We start from the raw sequence: 18,042 nt of genomic DNA, 5'->3' as shown, positions 1-18,042 counted from the left end.
AGGCGGCGACAATCGCGCCCCGTGATCACCCTGCGCAACCTCACCCTGCGCCGCGGCACCAAGGTCGTGCTCGAGCGCGCGAACCTCGTGATCAACCCGGGCGAGAAGGTCGCGCTCGTCGGCCGCAACGGCGCGGGGAAGTCGAGCCTGTTCGCGCTGCTGGCCGGCCGGCTGCACGCCGACGCCGGCGAGTGCGAGATCCCGCCGAAGTGGCGCCTCGGCGAAGTCGCGCAGCAGATGCCCGACACCGACGACGGCGCGACCGACTTCGTGCTCGCCGGCGACCTGCCGCTCGTGCGGGCGCAGCAGCAGCTCGCCGCCGCCGAGGCCGCCGACGACGGCCACGCGATCGCACAGGCGCACCTCGCGCTCGAGGAAGCCGGTGCATTCGACGCGCGTGCCCGCGCGCAGGCGCTGCTGCTCGGGCTGGGCTTCAAGCCGGCCGAGCTCGACGCGCCGGTCGACAGTTTTTCGGGCGGCTGGCGCATGCGGCTGCAGCTCGCGCGCGCGCTGATGTGCCCGGCCGACCTGCTGCTGCTCGACGAGCCGACGAACCACCTCGACCTCGACGCGCTCGTGTGGCTCGAAAGCTGGTTGCAGCGCTTCGCCGGCACGCTCGTCGTGATCAGCCACGACCGCGAGTTCCTCGACGCCGTGACCACCGTCACCGTGCACTTGGACCACGCCGAACTGACCCGCTACGGCGGCAACTACACCGCGTTCGAGGAGATGCGCGCCGAGCGCCTCGCGCAGCAGCAGGCGGCCTATGCGAAGCAGCAGGAGCGCATCGCGCACCTGCAGCGCTTCATCGACCGCTTCAAGGCCAAGGCGACGAAGGCGCGCCAGGCGCAAAGCCGCGTGAAGGCGCTCGCGCGCATGGAGCGGCTCGCGCCGGTGCTGACCGCCAGCGACTTCGCGTTCGAGTTCCGCGAGCCGGCGAACCTGCCGAACCCGATGCTGGCGCTGAAGTCCGTCAGTTGCGGCTACGGCAGCACCGTGATCGTCAAGGACGTCGAGCGCACCGTGCTCGCCGGTCAGCGTATCGGCATCCTCGGTGCCAACGGCCAGGGCAAGTCGACGCTCGTGAAGACGATCGCGCGCGTGCTGCCGCCGCTGGCAGGCACGATCACCGAGGGCAAGGGGCTGGCGATCGGCTACTTCGCCCAGCAGGAGATGGACCTGCTGCACGCCGACGACACGCCGCTGCAGCAGATGGTGCGGCTGGCGCGCGAGGTCAGTCCGCAGGCGCGCGAGCAGGACCTGCGCAACTTCCTCGGCCAGTTCCAGTTCGGCGGCGAGATGGTCCACCAGCCGGTGGGCACGCTGTCGGGCGGCGAGAAGGCACGCCTGGTGCTGGCCACCATCGTCTGGCAGCGCCCCAACCTGCTGCTGCTCGACGAGCCGACGAACCACCTCGACCTGCAGACCCGCGAGGCGCTGAGCATCGCGCTCAACGAGTTCGACGGCACCGTGATGCTGGTCAGCCACGACCGCGCGCTGCTGCGCGAGGTGTGCGACGAGTTCTGGCTCGTCGCCGACGGCGCGGTGCAGCCGTTCGACGGCGATCTCGACGACTACCAGCGCTGGCTGCTCGAGCGCTCGCGTGCGCTGCTGCGCGGCGGCGCCGCGCCGGCGGTGCCGGCACCGGCATCGCCGCCGGCACCCGCCCCCGCCGCAGCGGCCCGTGCCCCCGCGCCCGCGCCTGCGAGCCGCCGCGACGACCGCAAGGCACAGGCGCAGGCGCGCGCGGCGCTGGCGCAGCGCACGCGGCCGCTGCGCATCGAGCTCGAGCGCATCGACCAGCGCCTCGCAGTGCTCGCGCGCGAGCGTGCCGAGGTCGAGGCGGCGCTGTCGCAGCCCGGCGTGGCCGCGGCCGACATCGCCGAGCTCGGCCGCCGGCTGAACCACGTCGCCGCCGAGGTCGCGATGCTCGAGGAGCGCTGGCTCGAGGTCGGCGCCGAGCTCGAGCAGATCACGGCCGGCGGCTGAGTCGCGCGCCCCGGCGCGCGCACGGCGCGGCATTCACGCGGCGCGCAACCGCTCGAGCAGCAGGTCGATGCGCATCTGCCACGGCGTGCGCGCATCGACCGCGCGCGTCGCCGCGTCGATCACCGGCCCGTAGGCGCAGCGCGTCGCGATCGCCACCGCGACGCCGCGCGCGCGTGCGCGCTCGAGCGCGGCCTCGACCTCGGCGTGTACGTCGCCGAAGCCGGTCGCGGCGACGACGAGGCCGTCGACGCCGTCGGTCACCAAGGCGTCGACGACGCGCCCCGACGCCCCGGCGTGGCTCGCGACGACTTCCACGCGCGGCCACGCGGCGACGTCGCGCGCGATCGCGCCCAGCCCCACCGGCGCGCAGGTCGGCACGTCGCGCCAGCGCTGCAGCGCGCCGGCGACGACGGCGCCGACGGGGCCGGCATCGCCGCTGTCGAACGCAGCGAGGCGCCAGCCGTGCACCTTGCGCACGTCGACCGCCGCGTGCACCGTGCCGGCCAGCACGGCCACGACGCCGCACCAGCCGAGCGCGGCGCCGCCGCGTGCCACCGTCACCGCGTCGAGCAGGTTCTGCGGCCCGTCGGCCTGCATCGACGTGGCCGGGCGCATCGCTGCCGTCAGCACCAGCGGCTTGGACGGCGCGAGCACGCGGTGCAGGAAGTACGCCGTTTCCTCGAGCGTGTCGGTGCCGTGCGTGACGACGACGCCGGCCACGTCGTCGCGCGCGAGGTGGTGCGCGCAGCGCTGCGCGAGGCACTGCCACACGGCGTGCGTCATGTCCTTGCTGTTGAGCTGCGCGACCTGCTCGCACTCGAGCGCGAGCCCGGCCAGCGGCGGCACCGCGGCGACGAGCCGCTCGACGCCCAGCTGCGCGGCCTGGTAGCCCACCGCCTCGTCGGCGCTCGCGGCGGTGCCGGCGATCGTGCCGCCGGTGCCCAGGATCACGACTTTTGCGGCATCACTTGGCATCGGAGCGATACATGGATAAAAATACAGTCACTGGATGGATCCACAGACCCGGTCGGCCCTGGCCGGCGCCACCACGATGATCGACGGACCCAAACTCACTGCGCGCCAGCAGCAGATCCTCGAACTGGTGCAAAGCGCGATCGAGCGCACTGGCGCGCCGCCGACGCGCGCCGAGATCGCCGCCGAGCTGGGCTTCCGCTCGGCCAACGCGGCCGAGGAACACCTGCAGGCGCTGGCCCGCAAGGGCGTCATCGAACTGGTGGGTGGCACCTCGCGGGGCATCCGCTTGAAGTCTGACACATTGCGCACGCTGGCCCAGTCGCGCGGTCGGCAGTTCGCGCTGCCGCTGCCGGGCATCGCGCAGCTGACGCTGCCGCTGGTGGGCCGCGTCGCCGCGGGCAGCCCGATCCTCGCGGCCGAGCACATCGACCGCACCTACGTCTTCGAGGCCGGGCTGTTCCCGCGCCGGCCCGACTACCTGCTGCGCGTGCGCGGCATGAGCATGCGCGACGCCGGCATCCTCGACGGCGACCTGCTCGCCGTGCAGAAGGCCAGCGAGGCCAAGAACGGCCAGATCGTCGTTGCGCGGCTCGGTGACGAGGTCACCGTCAAGCGCTTCCGCCGCACCAAGGCCGGCGTCGAGCTGATCCCCGAGAACCCCGAGTTCGAGACCCTCGTCGTGCCGGCGCGCGATGGCGACGTGCCGTTCGCGATCGAAGGCATCGCGGTGGGTCTGCTGCGCAACAACATGCTTACCTGAGCGGGCCCGCCGCAGCCGGGCGACCGAAGACCATGAGGGCGGCCCGTTCGCGCTGTACACGCCGCGCGACGGATGTCGCACTGCGAGCGGCGCGATACTCGTCGCACCCGTAAACGCGGCGCTGCCGTCACGGCCACGCATGGACGATCCGCCTTCGCCATCCCCGTCGACTGCCGTCGACCTGCCGACACTGCGCCGGTGGCTCGGCCGCTCGCGCGACGACGAGGACCTGCTCGCCGTGCGCCACGCGCGCCTGATGGCGGCCACGCTCGGCGAGCCGCCCGACGCGATCGTCGTCGGCGCGCCGTTGCCGCCGCTGTGGCACTGGCTGTACTTCCTCGAGGGGCGGCCGCCGTCCGAGCTCGGCCGCGACGGCCACCCGCGGCGCGGCGACTTCCTGCCGCCGGTGCCGCTGCCGCTGCGGATGTGGGCCGGCGGCGACGTCGAGTTCGTCGCGCCGCTGCCGCTGGGCACGACGGCGCGCAAGCGCTCGACGGTGCACGCCATCGAGCACAAGCGCGGGCGCAGCGGCGACCTCGTCTTCGTCACGGTGCGGCACGAGGTGGTCGCCGGCGAGGTGCTCGCGGTGCGCGAGCTGCACGACATCGTCTACCGGTCGCCCGCGCCGCCGGCCGCACTGCGCGCGCCGGCAGCCGCCCTGCCCGCGCCCGTGCACCGCGAGCCGTTCGCGCCCGACACGACGATGCTGTTCCGCTACTCGGCGCTGACGTTCAACGGTCACCGCATCCACTACGACGTCGACTACTGCCGCACCGTCGAGGGCTACCCGAACCTCGTCGTCCACGGCCCGCTGCTGGCCACCGTGCTCGCCGGCCTCGCGCAGCGGCTCGGGGCGCGTCCACTGCGGCGCTTTCGCTACCGCGCGCTCAACCCCGCGCTGCTCGGCGCGCCGCTCACGCTGTGCGCCGCACCCGTGGCCGACGGCCTCGCGGTGTGGGCCACGCGCGGCGACGGTGCGGTCGCAATGCACGCCAACGCAGCCTTCTGAGCGCGCCGATGTCCGCCCGCAGGGCCCCGGCCGTCACACGGACCGCGCGATGCCTGTGGGCGCTGGCGTGCACCGCGCTGCCGGCTGGCGCCGCCGAAGCCCGCACGACGGTCGAGCTGAGGCTGGCCGGCCGCGCGATGGCGGTGGACGTCTACGCGCCGGCGGGTCGTTCGGCACGCCGGTCGAGCGCGTCGTGCGGATCGGCTTTTCGGCCGGCGCACTGTCGAGCCTGCTCGCGGCGGCCACAGCGGGCGTCGTCGGCTGCGTCGGGCTCGACCCGTTCGACGGCCACTCGGCGCTCGGACTCGGCTTCGCGCCGACGCTGCACACCGAGGCGATCCTGCTGCGGGCCGTCGCGCTGCAACGTGAACGCGGTCGCCGCGCCCGGCTCCATCCGAGATCCCATCCGAGCACGGCAAGCAGGTCTTCCGGCAACGGGGGCCGAGGCCGATCCGCCGGCGGCTTGAGTGCGATGTCACCGGCCGCGACGCACCGCCGGCGCATCGAGCATCGGTACGAGGCCGTCGACATGGACGCGCCCGCACGCTCGCCGCTGAAATGCGGCCAGTAGGAGTTCCGGAGCTCGGCCCGGAACACTCAGACCGCGACCGCCTGTGGCACCCGCACCGCCGGCAGTCCGCCGAGGAACAGGTCGGCGACGATCGGCGCCAGCGCGTCGTGGTCGAGTGGGCCGTCGGGGCGCACCCACGTGAACATCCAGTTGATCATGCCGAACAGCAGCATCGTCAGCGGCTTGGCCAGGTGCGCCTGCGCAAGCTCGGGGCGCACGGCGGCCACGGTGCGGGCGATGCCGGCCACCAGCGCGCGCTCGGTGCCGAGCACGCGCTCGCGGTCGGCCGCGTCGAGGAAGCGCACGTCCTCGGTGAGCACGCGGTGCGCGTGCTGCGCGCCGGCGTAGGCCTGCACGAAGCGGCGGATCAGTTCGCGCAGCCGCGCCTCGGGCGGCAGGTGCAGCGCGTCGACGTCGTCGACGAGCGCGCGCAGCGTCGTCACGTGGCCTTCGCAGATCGACGCCAGCAGCGCTGTCTTGTCGTCGTAGTAGTGGTACAGCGTCGCCTTCGACAGGCCGCACGCGTCGGCGATGTCGTTCATCGTCGTCGCGGCATAGCCGCGGTGCGCGAACAGCTCGGCCGCGCGCGCGAGGATGGCCTCGCGCTGGTCGTCGTAGGTGGCGGCGCGGCCGCGGGCCATCGTCGGCGGTTCAGCGTTCGTCGAAGCTGAGCACGACGCGCTCGGTCAGCGGGTGCGACTGGCAGGTCAGCACGAAGCCGGCAGCGACTTCGTTCTTCTCGAGCGCGAAGTTGCGGTCCATCCGCACCCGGCCTTCGAGCAGCTTCGCGCGGCACGTGCCGCACACACCCGACGTGCACGAGAACGGCACCTCGAGCCCGGCCGCAGCGGCCGCGTCGAGGATGCTCGGCTGCTCGCGCCGGAACTCGATCTCGCGCGTCATCCCGTCGCGGATGATCACGACGCGCGAGCGCTCGGCGTCGCCGGGCTTGGCCTCGTGGACGACGGCGTCGACCTTGCCGGCCTCGGTCGGCGCGACGCCGAAGCGCTCGATGTGGACGCGCGACTCGGGCACACCGGCCTCGACGAGCGCGGCCTGCGCCTCGTCGTTCATCTGGAACGGGCCGCAGACGTAGGCGTGGTCGATCTCGGCGGCGGGCACCAGCGTGCGCAGGAACTCGGCGATCTTCGCGCGGTCGAGCAGCCCGTGGTTGATCGGCGCGTCGGTCGGCTCGTCGGAGAACACGTGCTGCAGCACCAGGCGCGTCATGTAGGCGTTCTTCAGGTCCTCGAGCTCTTCCTTGAACATCGTCGAGGCGAGCGTGCGGTTGCCGTAGATCAGCGTGAAGCGCGACTTCGGCTCGCGCGCGAGCACCGTCTTCATGATCGACAGGATCGGCGTGATGCCGCTGCCGCCGGCAATGCCCAGGTGGTGGCGCTTCGACTCGGGCTCGATCGGCACGAAGAAGCGCCCCTGCGGCGCCATCACCTGCAGCGTGTCGCCAGGCTTCAGGTGCTCGTGGATCCAGTTCGAGAACACACCGCCCCTGACGCGGCGCACGCCCACGCGCAGCTCGGCGTCGTCGACGCCGGCGCAGATCGAGTACGACCGCCGCACGTCCTGCCCGCCGATCGTCGTGCGCAGCGTCAGGTACTGGCCCTGCGTGAAGCCGAACACCTCGCGCAGCTCGGGCGGCACGTCGAACGTGACGATGACCGACTCGGGCGTGTCGGCCTCGATGCGCTTGACGCGCAGCGGGTGGAACAGCGGCGTGCTCATATCGGTTTGAAGTGTTCGAAGGGTTCGCGGCAGGCCAGGCAGCGCCACAGCGCCTTGCACGCGGTGGAGCCGAAGGCCGACAGCCGCTCGGTGTGCGTGCTGCCGCAGCGCGGGCAGGCCACCACCTCGTCGGCGGTGTGCCGCACGATGCGGATCGGCGCTTCGCCGGCGCTCGCCACGGCGCCACCCGCAGGCGGCGCGATGCCGTACTCGCGCAGCTTGCGCCGCCCTTCGTCGCTGATCCAGTCGGTGGTCCACGCCGGCGCGCGCCGCGTCGTCGCGCGCACCGGCCCGAGACCGGCGGCGACCAGCGCGTCGACGACGTTCTTTTCGATCAGCTCGGTGGCCGGGCAGCCGCTGTAGGTCGGCGTCAGCACGACCTCGAGCGCATCGCCGTGGTCGATCACGTCGCGCACGATGCCCAGGTCGCGCACCGACAGCGCCGGCACCTCGGGGTCGAGCACGGCGTCGAGCGCGCGCCACGCGGCGTCGACGCGCGAGACGACCTCGGCGCCGCACATCACCAGGCCCCGCCGGGGTAGGCGCGCTGCAGGTACTGCATCTCGGCGAGGATGTAGCCCAGGTGCTCGCTGTGCACGCCGCGGCGGCCGGTGCTGACGAACCGGCCCTCGGGCGGCATCGCGAGCGTCGCGTCGTCGAGCAGCGCGCGCATCTCGGCGAGCCACGGCTCCTTCAGCGCCGCCACGCTCGGGCCCAGGCCGCTGGCCTGCGCCGCGGCGTCGACCTCGTCGGCGTCGAACAGCTCGGCGTGGTAGGGCCACAGCTTGCCGAGCGCGGCCTCGACGCGCCGACGCGACTCGTCGGTGCCGTCGCCCAGCCGCACGAGCCAGTCGCCGGCGTGCTGCTGGTGGTAGCGCGCCTCCTTGACGGCCTTGCCGGCGATCGCGGCGAGTTCGGGCTCGCTCGAGTCCGCCAGGCGCTCCCACCACAGTTTCAGGTACGTCGAGACCATGACGTTGCGCACGACGGTGAGCGCGAAGTCGCCCGGCTTGCCGGCACCGTTGGGCAGCTCGACCAGCGTCGGGTTCAGGTAGTCGCGCTCGTCGCGCAGGAACGCGAGCTGGTCTTCGTCGTAGGTGCGCGCGTGGCCGCGCCCCTCGACCTGGCCGGCGAGCGTCAGCAGCGCGCGCGACTGGCCGATCAGGTCGAGCGCCATGTTGGTCAGCGCGATGTCCTCCTCGAGGATCGGCGCGTGGCCGCACCACTCGCCCAGGCGCTGGCCCGAAATCAGGCAGGTGTCCGCGAGCCGCAGCAGGTAGCGCACGGCCGGGGTCCAGTGGATCGTGATCGACGCGCTCATCGCCGCCTCACATGTGGTTGACTTCGTCGGGCAGCTTGTAGAAGGTCGGGTGGCGGTAGACCTTGTCTTCCATCGGGTCGAAGAACATGTCCTTGTCGCCCGGGTCGCTGGCGACGATCTGGTCGCTGCGCACGACCCAGATGCTCGAGCCTTCCTGGCGGCGCGTGTAGACGTCGCGCGCCATCTGGATCGCCATCGCCGCGTCGGCCGCGTGCAGGCTGCCGCAGTGCTTGTGGTCCAGCCCGGCGCGCGTGCGCACGAAGACTTCCCACAGCGGCCATTCGGTATCGGTGCTCATTGCAGTGACTCCTTCACGACGACGCAGCGATCACAGCAGCTTTGCCGCCAAACGTCCGAAAGCGAAGAATCGAGCGGCCGCCGCGGATCCGGCTCGGCCGGTCCGCAGGCGGCGCCCCCTCGAGGGGGAGCGCCGCAGGCGCTTCGGGGGTGGTCCATGTCATGCCGCCTTGCGCTCGCGCGCGGCCTTCTTCGCGGCGTGGGCGAGTGCCGCCTCGCGCACCCACGCGCCCTCGTCCCAGGCCTTGACGCGCGCGGCCAGGCGCTCCTTGTTGCACGGGCCGTCGCCGCCGACGACGCGCCAGAACTCGGCCCAGTCGATGGGCCCGAAGTCCCAGTGGCCGCGTTCCTCGTTCCAGCGCAGGTCGGGGTCGGGCAGCGTGACGCCGAGCACCTGCGCCTGCGGCACGGTCGCGTCGACGAACTTCTGCCGCAGGTCGTCGTTGCTGATGCGCTTGATGCCCCAGCGCATGCTCTGCGCGCTGTGCACGCTCTCGGCATCCGGCGGGCCGAACATCATCAGGCTCGGCCACCACCAGCGGTTGACGGCGTCCTGCACCATCGCGCGCTGCGCCTCGGTGCCGTCGCGCATCATCACGAGCAGCGCGTCGTAGCCCTGGCGCTGGTGGAAGCTCTCCTCGCGGCAGATGCGGATCATCGCGCGCGCATACGGCGCGTAGCTGCAGCGGCACAGCGGCACCTGGTTCATGATCGCCGCGCCGTCGACGAGCCAGCCGATGACGCCCACATCCGCCCAGGTCAGCGTCGGGTAGTTGAAGATGCTGCTGTACTTCGCGCGGCCGCTGTGCAGCGCGTCGAGCATCTGGTCGCGGCTCGTGCCCAGCGTCTCGGCGGCGGCGTAGAGATACAGGCCGTGGCCGCCCTCGTCCTGGATCTTGGCGAGCAGGATCGCCTTGCGCTTGAGCGTCGGCGCGCGCGTGACCCAGTTGCCCTCGGGCAGCATGCCGACGATCTCGCTGTGCGCGTGCTGGCTGATCTGGCGCACCAGCGTCTTGCGGTAGTGCTCGGGCATCCAGTCCTTGGCCTCGATGAAGCCGCCGTCGTCGATACGCGCGTCGAAGCGCTTCATCAGTTCGGCCTCTTCGAGCGTCGTGACCGGCTTGGCCTTCTCGGCACCCTCGACGTCCATCGCCTGCGTGTACATGACGGCTCCTTACCGTGGTCTGTCGTCGCTGGCGACCCTACCGGGGTCGCTTGTCAATCACGCGGCGCGCCTTGCCGACGAGCGTGCGCTCGATCGACTCGGGGGCGCCGACGCTGACCGTCGTGCTGACGCCGATCAGGTTCTTGATGCGGTGCTGCAATTCGTGCGCGATCGCGTCGCGCTCGGCGTTGGCGTACTGCGGCAGCAGCTCGACGAGCACCTGCAGCTCGTCGAGGTGGCCGCTGCGCGTGACGACGAGCTGGTACTGCCCCGACAGCGCGCCGTGCTGCAGCACGATCTCCTCGATCTGCGTCGGGAACACGTTGACGCCGCGGATGATCAGCATGTCGTCGCTGCGGCCGACGATCTTGCCCATGCGGCGCATGCTGCGCGCGGTAGGCGGCAACAGGCGCGTGAGGTCGCGCGTGCGGTAGCGGATCACCGGCAGCGCCTCTTTCGTCAGCGTCGTGAAGACGAGTTCGCCCTCCTGCCCGTCGGGCAGCACCTCGCCGGTGTCGGGGTCGATGATCTCGGGGTAGAAGTGGTCTTCCCAGATCACCGGCCCGTCCTTGGCTTCGATGCACTCGTTGGCCACGCCCGGGCCCATCACTTCCGACAGGCCGTAGATGTCCACCGCGTCGATGCCGGCGCGCACCTCGATGTCGTGGCGCATTGCCTCGGTCCACGGCTCGGCGCCGAAGATGCCGACCTTGAGCGAACTGGCGCGCGGGTCCAGACCCTGGCGCTCCATCTCCTCGATGATCACCTGCATGTAGCTCGGCGTGACCATGATGATGTCGGGCCGGAAGTCGGTGATCAGCTGCACCTGCTTCTCGGTCTGACCGCCCGACATCGGGATCACGGTGCAGCCCAGCCGCTCGGCGCCGTAGTGCGCGCCGAGCCCGCCGGTGAACAGACCGTAGCCGTACGCGACGTGGACGATGTCGCCCGGCCGCCCGCCCGAGGCGCGGATGCTGCGCGCGACCAGATTCGCCCAGGTGTCGATGTCGGCCTGCGTGTAGCCCACCACGGTCGGCTTGCCGGTCGTGCCGCTGCTGGCGTGGATGCGCACGACGCGCTCGCGCGGCACCGCGAACATGCCGAACGGGTAGTTGTCGCGCAGGTCCTTCTTCGTCGTGAACGGGAACTTGGCCAGGTCGGCGAGCGACTTGCAGTCCGACGGGTGCACGCCCTTCGCGTCGAACGCGGCGCGGTAGTGCGGCACGTTTTCGTAGGCGTGCGCCAGCGTCTGCTGCAGGCGGCGCAGTTGCACGGCGGCCAGTTCGTCGCGGCTGGCGGTCTCGATCGGTTCGAGATCGCCGGGGGCGGGATGCTTGACGGGCATCGGGGGTGTCTCCTGCCTTCTTCGTGTTCGGTGTCGACGGCGGTCGGTCGACGGTGGATCAGCCGTGGGCGTCGGGCACCGCGGGGCGGCCCTTCGCGGTGTACGAGCGGCCGCGGAACACCGCGATGCGCTCGCCGCGCTGGTTGCGCACCTCGGTGTCGTAGACGCCGGTGCGGCCGGCCTTCGAGATCTCGACGCAGGTGGCGGTCAGCACGTCGCCCAGGCGCGCCGGTGCGATCAGGTCGATCGAGAACCCCGACGCCACCGTCAGCTCGTTGTACGAGTTGCACGCGAACGCGAACGCCGAGTCGGCCAGCGTCGCGATCAGCCCGCCGTGGCAGATGTCGTGCCCGTTGACCATGTCTTCGCGCACCGTCATCGTCAGCACCGCGCGCCCGGGCGTCACCTCGAGCACCTGCATCCCGAGCGCCTTGGACGCGCGGTCGTTGGCGAACATGCCTTCGCGCACGTGGTCGGCGATTTGCTGCGGGGTGCGGTGCGACATCGAAACCTCGGGCAATGAAGGAGCGATCGGCCAAGCTGGGACTGCCGCGGCGATCCGCGATCAGCTCTGCTATTTTCGACCAACCGGTCGGTCAATCTTAACGATCGCCGCCCCTTGACTCAAGTCACGCATACCCGTGAAAACCCTGAGCCGTCCACCACCGCGTCGCCGCCGCGGTCTGGAGCCGCGCCTCCACCCGAGGCTGGTGCCGCCGACTACGATGCCCGCATGAAGATGCCCGACGCCCCCACCGCCCTCGCGCAACGCCTCGAGGCCCAGCGCACCGCGTTCGCTGCCGAGCCCTATCCCGCGTGGGAGGTGCGTGCCGACCGCCTGCGCCGGCTGCAGAAACTGCTGACGGCGCACGAGCCCGAGATCGCGCAGGCCATCGACGCCGACTTCGGCGGCCGCCCGCGCTTCGAGACCGACCTCGCCGAGGTCTGGCCCAGCCTCGAGGAAGTCAAGGTCGCGCTGCGCGAGGGCCGCGGCTGGATGAAGCCGCAGCGCGCGCCGGTGGCCAAGTGGTTCCTGCCGGCCGGCGCGCAGGTGCTGCCGCAGCCGCTGGGGGTCGTCGGCATCATCGTGCCGTGGAACTACCCGCTGTTCCTCGCCGTCGCGCCGATGGCCGCCGCGATCGCCGCCGGCAACCGCGTGCTGGTCAAGATGAGCGAATACACGCCGCGCTTCAGCGCGCTGTTCGCCACGCTGTGCGCCAAGGCGTTCAAACCCGACGAGGTCGACGTCGTCACCGGCGACGCGCAGGTGGCCGCGCAGTTCGCCGCGCTGCCGTTCGACCACCTGCTGTTCACCGGCTCGACGTCGGTCGGGCGCAAGGTGATGGCCGCCGCCGCGGCCAACCTGACGCCGGTCACGCTCGAACTCGGCGGCAAGTCGCCCACCGTCGTCGCGCCCGGCTACCCGCTCGCGAAGGCCGTCGAGCGCATCCTGGTGGGCAAGCTGATCAACGCCGGCCAGACCTGCATCGCGCCCGACTACGTGCTGCTGCCGCGCGACGAGGTCGACGCCTTCGTCGACGCGGCGCGCGCGTGCGCGCGCAGGCTGTACCCGCAGGGCCTGGCCGATGTGCACTACTGCAGCGTCGTCGACGCGCGCCAGTACCGGCGGCTGACGGCGGCGCTCGACGACGCACTGGCGCGCGGCGCGCGCGCCGAGCCGCTGTTTGCCGGCGTGCAGCGCGACGACGCCGGCCACCGCCTCGCGCCGCAGCTCGTGTTCGACGTGCCGCCCGACAACGCGCTGGCCACCGACGAGATCTTCGGCCCGCTGCTGCCGGTGCTGCCGTACGACGGCGTCGACGACGCGATCGCGCACGTCAACGCCGGCCCGCGCCCGCTCGCGCTGTACTGGTTCGACGACGACCGCCAGCGCACGCAGCGCGCGCTCGAGCGCACGCACGCCGGCGGCGTCACCGTCAACGACACGCTGCTGCACGTCGCGCAGTACGGGCTGCCTTTCGGCGGCGTCGGCCACTCGGGCATGGGTCACTACCACGGCCGCTGGGGCTTCGAGACCTTCAGCAAGCTCAAGCCCGTCGTGTGGCAGGCCAAGGTCAACGCGATGTCGCTGTTCCTGCCGCCGTACCGGCCACTGGCGCACAAGATGCTCAAGCTGATGAAGCGCTCCTGAGGCACCCCGCCGGCGAGGCCCCTGCGTCGCGGGGCCTGTGGCCGTGGCCGGCCCCGCGCCGGCGCGCCGGGTGTTAACCTGCCGGGCTGTTGCCGACCTGCCCGCCACGGAGACCGCCATGCCCGGCCTGCTGCCCGACGTCGACCCCGACGGCCTGCTCGAATACTCGGTCGTCTACACCGACCGCGCGCTGAACCACATGTCGCGCAAGTTCGGCGGCGTGATGCGCGACATCGCCGCGATCCTCGAGGGGGTCTACGGCGCGCACGCCACCGCGGTGATCCCCGGCAGCGGCACCTTCGGCATGGAGGCGGTGGCACGCCAGTTCGCCACCGGCAAGACCTGCCTCGTGATCCGCAACGGCTGGTTCAGCTACCGCTGGACGCAGATCTTCGAGATGGGGCGCATCCCGTCGCGCGAGATCGTCCTCAAGGCGCACCGCACCGAGCCCGGCGCGCAGGCGCCGTGGGCGCCGGCGCCGCTCGACGAGGTGGTCGCCACGATCCGCCGCGAGCGTCCGGCGATGGTGTTCGCGCCGCACGTCGAGACCGCCGCCGGGATGATCCTGCCCGACGCCTACCTGCGCGCGGTGGCCGACGCCGTGCACGAGGTGGGCGGCCTGTTCGTGCTCGACTGCATCGCCTCGGGTGCGATGTGGGTCGACATGCGCGCCACCGGCGTCGACCTGCTCGTCAGCGCGCCGCAGAAGGGCTGGACCGGCTCGCCGGGCTGCGCGTTCGTGATGCTGTCGCAGCGCGCGCGCGCGGCCATCGAGGACACGACCAGCACCAGCTTCGCCTGCGACCTGAAGAAGTGGCTCGCGATGATGGACACCTACAAGGCCGGCAGCTTCGGCTATCACACGACGATGCCCACCGACGCGCTCGCGCGCACGCGCGACGCGATGGCCGAGACGAAGGCGCTGGGCTTCGAGCTGCTGCGCGCGCGGCAGCTCGAGCTCGGCCAGCGTGTGCGCGCGCTGCTCGAGGGGCACGGTTTGCGCAGCGTCGCCGCCGCCGGCTTCCAGGCACCGGGCGTCGTCGTCAGCTATACCGACGACCCCGACTTCGCCAGCGCGAAGGCCTTCATCGCGCTCGGCCTGCAGACCGCCGCCGGCGTGCCGTTGCAGTGCGACGAGGGGCCGGACTTCCGCACCTTCCGCATCGGCCTGTTCGGTCTCGACAAGCTGATGCACGTCGACCGCACGGTGGGCTACCTCGAAACAGCGCTGATGCAGGCGCTCGCGGCGCGCGCGCCGCGCAAGGCGGCCTGATCGGCCGGGCGACGACGCGCCGCCCCAAAGCAAACGGGCCGCACCTTCACCGGTGCGGCCCGTTCATCGTCTGGCGCGGCTGGCAGGATTCGAACCCACGACCCCTTGGTTCGTAGCCAAGTACTCTATCCAACTGAGCTACAGCCGCTGAAGCCTCACAGTATAGCACGCCGCAGCAGCGCGTTCAGTCGATGGCCGCCGCGGCGGCGTCGCACGCGGCCGCGCGGTCCTCGTCCCCCTGCGCGCGGGCCACGCGCGCGAGCGCGCGCCAAGCCCGCCGCCGCGCGACGGCGTCGAGCCCCAGCGCGCGCGCGGCCTGCTCGAGCGGCGCGCGCGCCTTGCCCCACAGCTGCCGCTCGGCGAACGCGACGCCCACGGCCGCGACGACAGCCGGCTCCTGCGCGTGCGCGCCCAGCGCCGCCTCCAGCCGCGGCAGCCAGTCGGTGCCGATGCCGTCGACGGCGTGCAGCAGCGCCAGCGCGACCTGCTCGCGCTCGTCGGCGCCGAGCTCGCCGAGCCGCTCCCACAGCGGGCGCAGCCAGCTGCGCGCGAGCGCCGCGTCGCCGAATGCCGCCGCGCGGCGTGCGGCGCGCGCGGCGACGTAGGCGTCTTGCTGGTCGGCGCTGTCGAGCTGCTGCCACACACGCTGCACCTGGTCGACGTCGTGCGTGTCGTCGAGCGCCATCAGCGCCAGCGAGCGCAGCAGCCCGCGCGCGGCCAGCGTCGAGAAGCCCTGGTGCTTGGCCAGCAGCCGCGCAGTGCGCAGCGCCTCAAGCGACTGCCCGGCCAGGCGCTGCGCCTGCAGCCGCAGCCGCAGCGCCTGCGTGCGCCGCGCGACGCCGGCGGGCAACTCGCCGAGCAGCTCGAGCGCGCGCGGCGCGTCGAGGTCCTCGACGGCCCACTCGGCAGCCAGCAGCTGCGCGCCGTCGTCGGCCGCGCGCGCGGCGCCGGCGCGGCGCAGCGCGCGCGCGCGCTGCATCTGTTCGTCGCGCTGGCGCCGGTCCTGCAGGCGGTGCAGGCTGATCGCCGACAGCAGGTGTGCGAGCACCTGCAGCTCGTGGTCGGGCTCGCCGCGCGGACGCGCGAGGTCGATCGCCAGCGCCTTCTGCGCGGCCTTGTGCGCGCGCGTGTAGCGCGCGGCGAACAGCTCGGCCAGCGCCTCGCGCAGCGCGGCCTGCGCGGCGCGCTCGTGGCGCAGCGCGCGCCACTCGCGCGCGCGCGCGGGCAGGCTCACGAGCGAGCTCACCGCCTGCAGCACCGTCACCAGCAGCACGACGAAGGCCAGCAGCGAGAACACGAACAGGTTCAGCGACATCTCGAGCCGCCAGCCGTCCCAGTACAGGCTCACCAGGCCGTCGTTGCGCCCGAGCAGCAGCGCGGCCACCACGGCCGCGGTGAACAGCAGCACCAGCCAGACGACGGCGCGCATCAGCGCAGCAGGGCCGCGAGTGCGGCCAGCGTCTCGTCGGGGCGCGGCAGCTCGACCTCGCGCGCCTGCTGCTCGGCCTGGCGCAGCGTGTCGCGCGCGACCTGCACGCGCCGCGACTGCGGGTCGAACTTCCGCTCGATCATCGCCGCGGCCGCGTGCAGGTCGGTCTGCGCGAGGTCGAACTGGCGCGCCAGCAGCGCCAGCCGTGCGCTGAGCAGGCGCAGCTTGAGCGTCTCGCGCACGAAGTAGGCCTGCTCGGGTGTCAGCAGCATCGCAGCGGGGTCTTCGATGCGCGTGATGCGCAGCACCGACTTGGCCTCGGCCCACACGCGCAGCGCGACGTCGCGCGTGACGGCCGGCACCCGCTCGAGCCAGCCGGCTGCGGAAGCCGGTGCGTCGGGCGCCGACGCGGCCGCTGCGGCGGGCGCGGCCGGCTCGGCACGCGGCGGCGTCGCCGCCGGCGCGCGGCGTGGCTCGACGAGCGCGACCAGCGGCAGCTCGTCGACCTGGCGCAGCACCTCGTCGACGCGTGCGGCCAGCGTCGCGATGTCGGGCGTGCGCACGGCGCCCAAGCGCTGCAGGTCGCGCGCCAGCGCCGTGCGCACGCGTTGCACGCGCGCCGAGTCGATCTGTGCGAGCCGCTCGTCGGCCTGGCGCAGTGCCACCACCACCGGCTCGGGGCTGCCGAGCAGCGTCGCGTGGCGCATCGCCAGCCGCAGCGCCGAGTCGACGTCGGCGACGACCTTGTCGTCGCGAGAGCGCGCCAGCGACTGCAGCAGCTGCTCGACCTGCGAGCGCTGCAGCGCCGCCTCCGACACGCGCGCGTCGAGCAGCGCGACGCGCGCGGCGGCATCGCGGGCGGCGTCCCGCGCCTCGTTGGCGAGCACCCGCGCTTCGGTCACCGCGGTCTCGGTGGCCTGCTGGCGGCGCACGAGCTCCTGCTCGAGCAGCCCGACACGCTGCTGCGCACTCCAGCCGAGGTAGGCCCCACTGGCACCGAGCAGCAGCACGGCGACCGCGGCGATCCATAGCGCGCGCGGCACGCCGGGAGCCGGCCGTGCGGACGCTGGCGCCGCCGCGGGCGACGCACCGGGCGGGTCGGCGGGCGGCACGGGCGCGGCCGGCTCGGGCGAGGCGTCGTTGGGACTCACGTTGCGGGCATTCTATGCAGCGCCCTTGGGGCGACCCCCTCAACGCTGCGCGGGCCGCGATGCACGTGCGCGGCGATGCTCAATCGGCGACGCGGCGGCGGAACACGAGGCGCTCGGGCGTCGAGGCCGCGGCGTCGAACGCGTAGCCGTCGCCGTCGAAACCCGCGAGCGCGGCCGGCGTGTCGATGCGGTGCGTGATCGCGTAGCGCGCCATCGCCCCGCGCGCACGCTTGGCGAAGAAGCTGATCACCTTGTAATGCCCGCCCTTCCAGTCCTCGAACACGCAGTCGACGACGCGCGCCTTCAGCGCCGGGCGCAGCGCGGCCTTCGCGTACTCCTGCGACGCCAGGTTGACGACCACCGGCGACTTCTCGCCCTTCAGGCGCGCGTTCAGATGCGCGGCCAGCGTGTCGCCCCAGAAGCCGTACAGGTCCTCGGCGGCGTCGGTGTGCAGCCTGGTGCCCATCTCGAGGCGGTACGGCTGCATCAGGTCGAGCGGGCGCAGTGCGCCGTACAGCCCCGACAGGATCACGAGGTGGTCCTGCGCCCATTCGAGGTCGGCGAGCGTCAGCGTCTTCGCGTCGAGCCCGTCGTAGACGTCGCCAGCGAACGCGAGCACCGCCGGCTTGCTGTTCTTCGGCGTGAAGGTCTTGCGCCACGCGGCGTAGCGCGCGACGTTGAGCTGCGCGAGCGCGTCCGACAGCGACATCAGCGACGCGATCTCGGCCGGCGTCTTCGTCTTCAGCACGTCGATCAGCGCCGCCGAGCGCGCGACGAACTGCGGCTTCGTCGCGCGCGCGAGCACCTCGGGCGGGGTGGGCGTGTCGTAGTCGAGCGTCTTCGCGGGGGACAGCAGGTACAGCAT

General features: G+C 72.5%; 18 protein-coding genes and 1 tRNA gene. 6 read left to right on the top strand and 13 right to left on the bottom strand.

Annotated elements, in window-relative coordinates; translation table 11 throughout:
* Positions 1-21 precede the first annotated feature (21 nt).
* Positions 22-1,989: an ABC-F family ATP-binding cassette domain-containing protein gene (locus MOJ79_RS15370; RefSeq protein WP_241924946.1), complete on the top strand. Its 1,968-nt coding sequence runs from the start codon at positions 22-24 to the stop codon at positions 1,987-1,989.
* A gap of 33 nt (positions 1,990-2,022) precedes the next feature.
* Here MOJ79_RS15370 and MOJ79_RS15365 read toward each other — a convergent pair whose 3' ends face one another.
* Positions 2,023-2,964: an asparaginase gene (locus tag MOJ79_RS15365; RefSeq protein ID WP_241924945.1), complete on the bottom strand. Its 942-nt coding sequence runs from the start codon at positions 2,962-2,964 to the stop codon at positions 2,023-2,025.
* A gap of 76 nt (positions 2,965-3,040) precedes the next feature.
* Here MOJ79_RS15365 and lexA point away from each other — a divergent pair, with 76 nt between their 5' ends.
* From lexA to MOJ79_RS15350, 3 genes are all read left to right on the top strand, one after another.
* On the top strand, positions 3,041-3,724 hold the full coding sequence (gene lexA / locus MOJ79_RS15360) for a transcriptional repressor LexA (RefSeq protein ID WP_241924944.1): 684 nt from the start codon (positions 3,041-3,043) through the stop codon (positions 3,722-3,724).
* A 139-nt stretch (positions 3,725-3,863) separates the two neighbouring features.
* Positions 3,864-4,733 carry an acyl-CoA dehydrogenase gene (locus MOJ79_RS15355; protein WP_241924943.1) on the top strand — a complete coding sequence of 290 codons (870 nt, stop codon included), beginning with the start codon at positions 3,864-3,866 and terminating at the stop codon, positions 4,731-4,733.
* A 67-nt stretch (positions 4,734-4,800) separates the two neighbouring features.
* Positions 4,801-5,304: a hypothetical protein gene (locus MOJ79_RS15350; RefSeq protein WP_241924942.1), complete on the top strand. Its 504-nt coding sequence runs from the start codon at positions 4,801-4,803 to the stop codon at positions 5,302-5,304.
* A gap of 26 nt (positions 5,305-5,330) precedes the next feature.
* On the opposite strand, the gene MOJ79_RS15345 is transcribed toward MOJ79_RS15350, so the two are convergent.
* From MOJ79_RS15345 to paaI, 8 genes are all read right to left on the bottom strand, one after another.
* Positions 5,331-5,945: a TetR/AcrR family transcriptional regulator gene (locus MOJ79_RS15345; protein ID WP_241924941.1), complete on the bottom strand. Its 615-nt coding sequence runs from the start codon at positions 5,943-5,945 to the stop codon at positions 5,331-5,333.
* 10 nt (positions 5,946-5,955) lie between these two features.
* Positions 5,956-7,044, bottom strand: a complete 1,089-nt coding sequence (paaE, locus tag MOJ79_RS15340; RefSeq protein WP_241924940.1) for a 1,2-phenylacetyl-CoA epoxidase subunit PaaE — start codon at positions 7,042-7,044, stop codon at positions 5,956-5,958.
* Positions 7,041-7,565 carry a 1,2-phenylacetyl-CoA epoxidase subunit PaaD gene (gene paaD, locus MOJ79_RS15335; protein WP_241924939.1) on the bottom strand — a complete coding sequence of 175 codons (525 nt, stop codon included), beginning with the start codon at positions 7,563-7,565 and terminating at the stop codon, positions 7,041-7,043. The genes paaE and paaD overlap by 4 nt, the downstream gene beginning before the upstream one ends.
* Entirely contained in the window at positions 7,565-8,365 is an 801-nt protein-coding gene (gene paaC, locus MOJ79_RS15330) for a 1,2-phenylacetyl-CoA epoxidase subunit PaaC (RefSeq protein ID WP_241924938.1), read from the bottom strand. The genes paaD and paaC overlap by 1 nt, the downstream gene beginning before the upstream one ends.
* Before the next feature lie 7 nt (positions 8,366-8,372).
* Positions 8,373-8,663, bottom strand: coding sequence for a 1,2-phenylacetyl-CoA epoxidase subunit PaaB (gene paaB / locus MOJ79_RS15325; protein WP_119291147.1), 291 nt, complete (start codon positions 8,661-8,663; stop codon positions 8,373-8,375).
* Between the two features lie 159 nt (positions 8,664-8,822).
* On the bottom strand, positions 8,823-9,827 hold the full coding sequence (paaA, locus tag MOJ79_RS15320) for a 1,2-phenylacetyl-CoA epoxidase subunit PaaA (protein ID WP_241924937.1): 1,005 nt from the start codon (positions 9,825-9,827) through the stop codon (positions 8,823-8,825).
* 37 nt (positions 9,828-9,864) lie between these two features.
* Positions 9,865-11,172, bottom strand: a complete 1,308-nt coding sequence (paaK, locus tag MOJ79_RS15315; RefSeq protein WP_241924936.1) for a phenylacetate--CoA ligase PaaK — start codon at positions 11,170-11,172, stop codon at positions 9,865-9,867.
* 58 nt (positions 11,173-11,230) lie between these two features.
* Positions 11,231-11,677 carry a hydroxyphenylacetyl-CoA thioesterase PaaI gene (paaI, locus tag MOJ79_RS15310; protein WP_241924935.1) on the bottom strand — a complete coding sequence of 149 codons (447 nt, stop codon included), beginning with the start codon at positions 11,675-11,677 and terminating at the stop codon, positions 11,231-11,233.
* A 234-nt stretch (positions 11,678-11,911) separates the two neighbouring features.
* Between paaI and MOJ79_RS15305 the strand changes: the two genes are divergently transcribed.
* A complete protein-coding gene (locus MOJ79_RS15305; RefSeq protein WP_442863133.1) occupies positions 11,912-13,324 on the top strand; it encodes a coniferyl aldehyde dehydrogenase in 1,413 nt (470 codons plus the stop codon).
* 118 nt (positions 13,325-13,442) lie between these two features.
* On the top strand, positions 13,443-14,597 hold the full coding sequence (locus MOJ79_RS15300; RefSeq protein ID WP_241924933.1) for an aminotransferase class V-fold PLP-dependent enzyme: 1,155 nt from the start codon (positions 13,443-13,445) through the stop codon (positions 14,595-14,597).
* A 71-nt stretch (positions 14,598-14,668) separates the two neighbouring features.
* On the opposite strand, the gene MOJ79_RS15295 is transcribed toward MOJ79_RS15300, so the two are convergent.
* The 4 genes from MOJ79_RS15295 to yaaA all read right to left on the bottom strand — a co-directional run bounded on the left by MOJ79_RS15295 (position 14,669) and on the right by yaaA (position 18,042).
* Positions 14,669-14,745: transfer RNA gene (locus tag MOJ79_RS15295), tRNA-Arg, on the bottom strand.
* 36 nt (positions 14,746-14,781) lie between these two features.
* Positions 14,782-16,026, bottom strand: a complete 1,245-nt coding sequence (locus MOJ79_RS15290) for a heme biosynthesis HemY N-terminal domain-containing protein (protein ID WP_241924932.1) — start codon at positions 16,024-16,026, stop codon at positions 14,782-14,784.
* On the bottom strand, positions 16,026-17,177 hold the full coding sequence (locus tag MOJ79_RS19130; RefSeq protein WP_241924931.1) for a uroporphyrinogen-III C-methyltransferase: 1,152 nt from the start codon (positions 17,175-17,177) through the stop codon (positions 16,026-16,028). The genes MOJ79_RS15290 and MOJ79_RS19130 overlap by 1 nt, the downstream gene beginning before the upstream one ends.
* A 79-nt stretch (positions 17,178-17,256) precedes the next feature.
* Positions 17,257-18,042 (bottom strand): peroxide stress protein YaaA, encoded by a 786-nt coding sequence (yaaA, locus tag MOJ79_RS15280; RefSeq protein ID WP_241924930.1) that lies wholly within the window; start codon positions 18,040-18,042, stop codon positions 17,257-17,259.

Source organism: Calidifontimicrobium sp. SYSU G02091 (assembly GCF_022631395.1).
GTDB lineage: Bacteria > Pseudomonadota > Gammaproteobacteria > Burkholderiales > Burkholderiaceae_C > Calidifontimicrobium > Calidifontimicrobium sediminis.
This window is presented reverse-complemented; position numbering and strand designations above follow the sequence as displayed.

Coding starts and splice junctions, on each gene's coding strand:
- MOJ79_RS15365 (WP_241924945.1), bottom strand. CDS start 2,964: ATGCCAAGTGATGCCGCAAAAGTCGTGATCCTGGGCACCGGCGGCACG.
- lexA (WP_241924944.1), top strand. CDS start 3,041: ATGATCGACGGACCCAAACTCACTGCGCGCCAGCAGCAGATCCTCGAA.
- MOJ79_RS15355 (WP_241924943.1), top strand. CDS start 3,864: ATGGACGATCCGCCTTCGCCATCCCCGTCGACTGCCGTCGACCTGCCG.
- MOJ79_RS15345 (WP_241924941.1), bottom strand. CDS start 5,945: ATGGCCCGCGGCCGCGCCGCCACCTACGACGACCAGCGCGAGGCCATC.
- paaE (WP_241924940.1), bottom strand. CDS start 7,044: ATGAGCACGCCGCTGTTCCACCCGCTGCGCGTCAAGCGCATCGAGGCC.
- paaD (WP_241924939.1), bottom strand. CDS start 7,565: ATGTGCGGCGCCGAGGTCGTCTCGCGCGTCGACGCCGCGTGGCGCGCG.
- paaC (WP_241924938.1), bottom strand. CDS start 8,365: ATGAGCGCGTCGATCACGATCCACTGGACCCCGGCCGTGCGCTACCTG.
- paaB (WP_119291147.1), bottom strand. CDS start 8,663: ATGAGCACCGATACCGAATGGCCGCTGTGGGAAGTCTTCGTGCGCACG.
- paaA (WP_241924937.1), bottom strand. CDS start 9,827: ATGTACACGCAGGCGATGGACGTCGAGGGTGCCGAGAAGGCCAAGCCG.
- paaK (WP_241924936.1), bottom strand. CDS start 11,172: ATGCCCGTCAAGCATCCCGCCCCCGGCGATCTCGAACCGATCGAGACC.
- paaI (WP_241924935.1), bottom strand. CDS start 11,677: ATGTCGCACCGCACCCCGCAGCAAATCGCCGACCACGTGCGCGAAGGC.
- MOJ79_RS15305 (WP_442863133.1), top strand. CDS start 11,912: ATGCCCGACGCCCCCACCGCCCTCGCGCAACGCCTCGAGGCCCAGCGC.
- MOJ79_RS15300 (WP_241924933.1), top strand. CDS start 13,443: ATGCCCGGCCTGCTGCCCGACGTCGACCCCGACGGCCTGCTCGAATAC.
- MOJ79_RS15290 (WP_241924932.1), bottom strand. CDS start 16,026: ATGCGCGCCGTCGTCTGGCTGGTGCTGCTGTTCACCGCGGCCGTGGTG.
- yaaA (WP_241924930.1), bottom strand. CDS start 18,042: ATGCTGTACCTGCTGTCCCCCGCGAAGACGCTCGACTACGACACGCCC.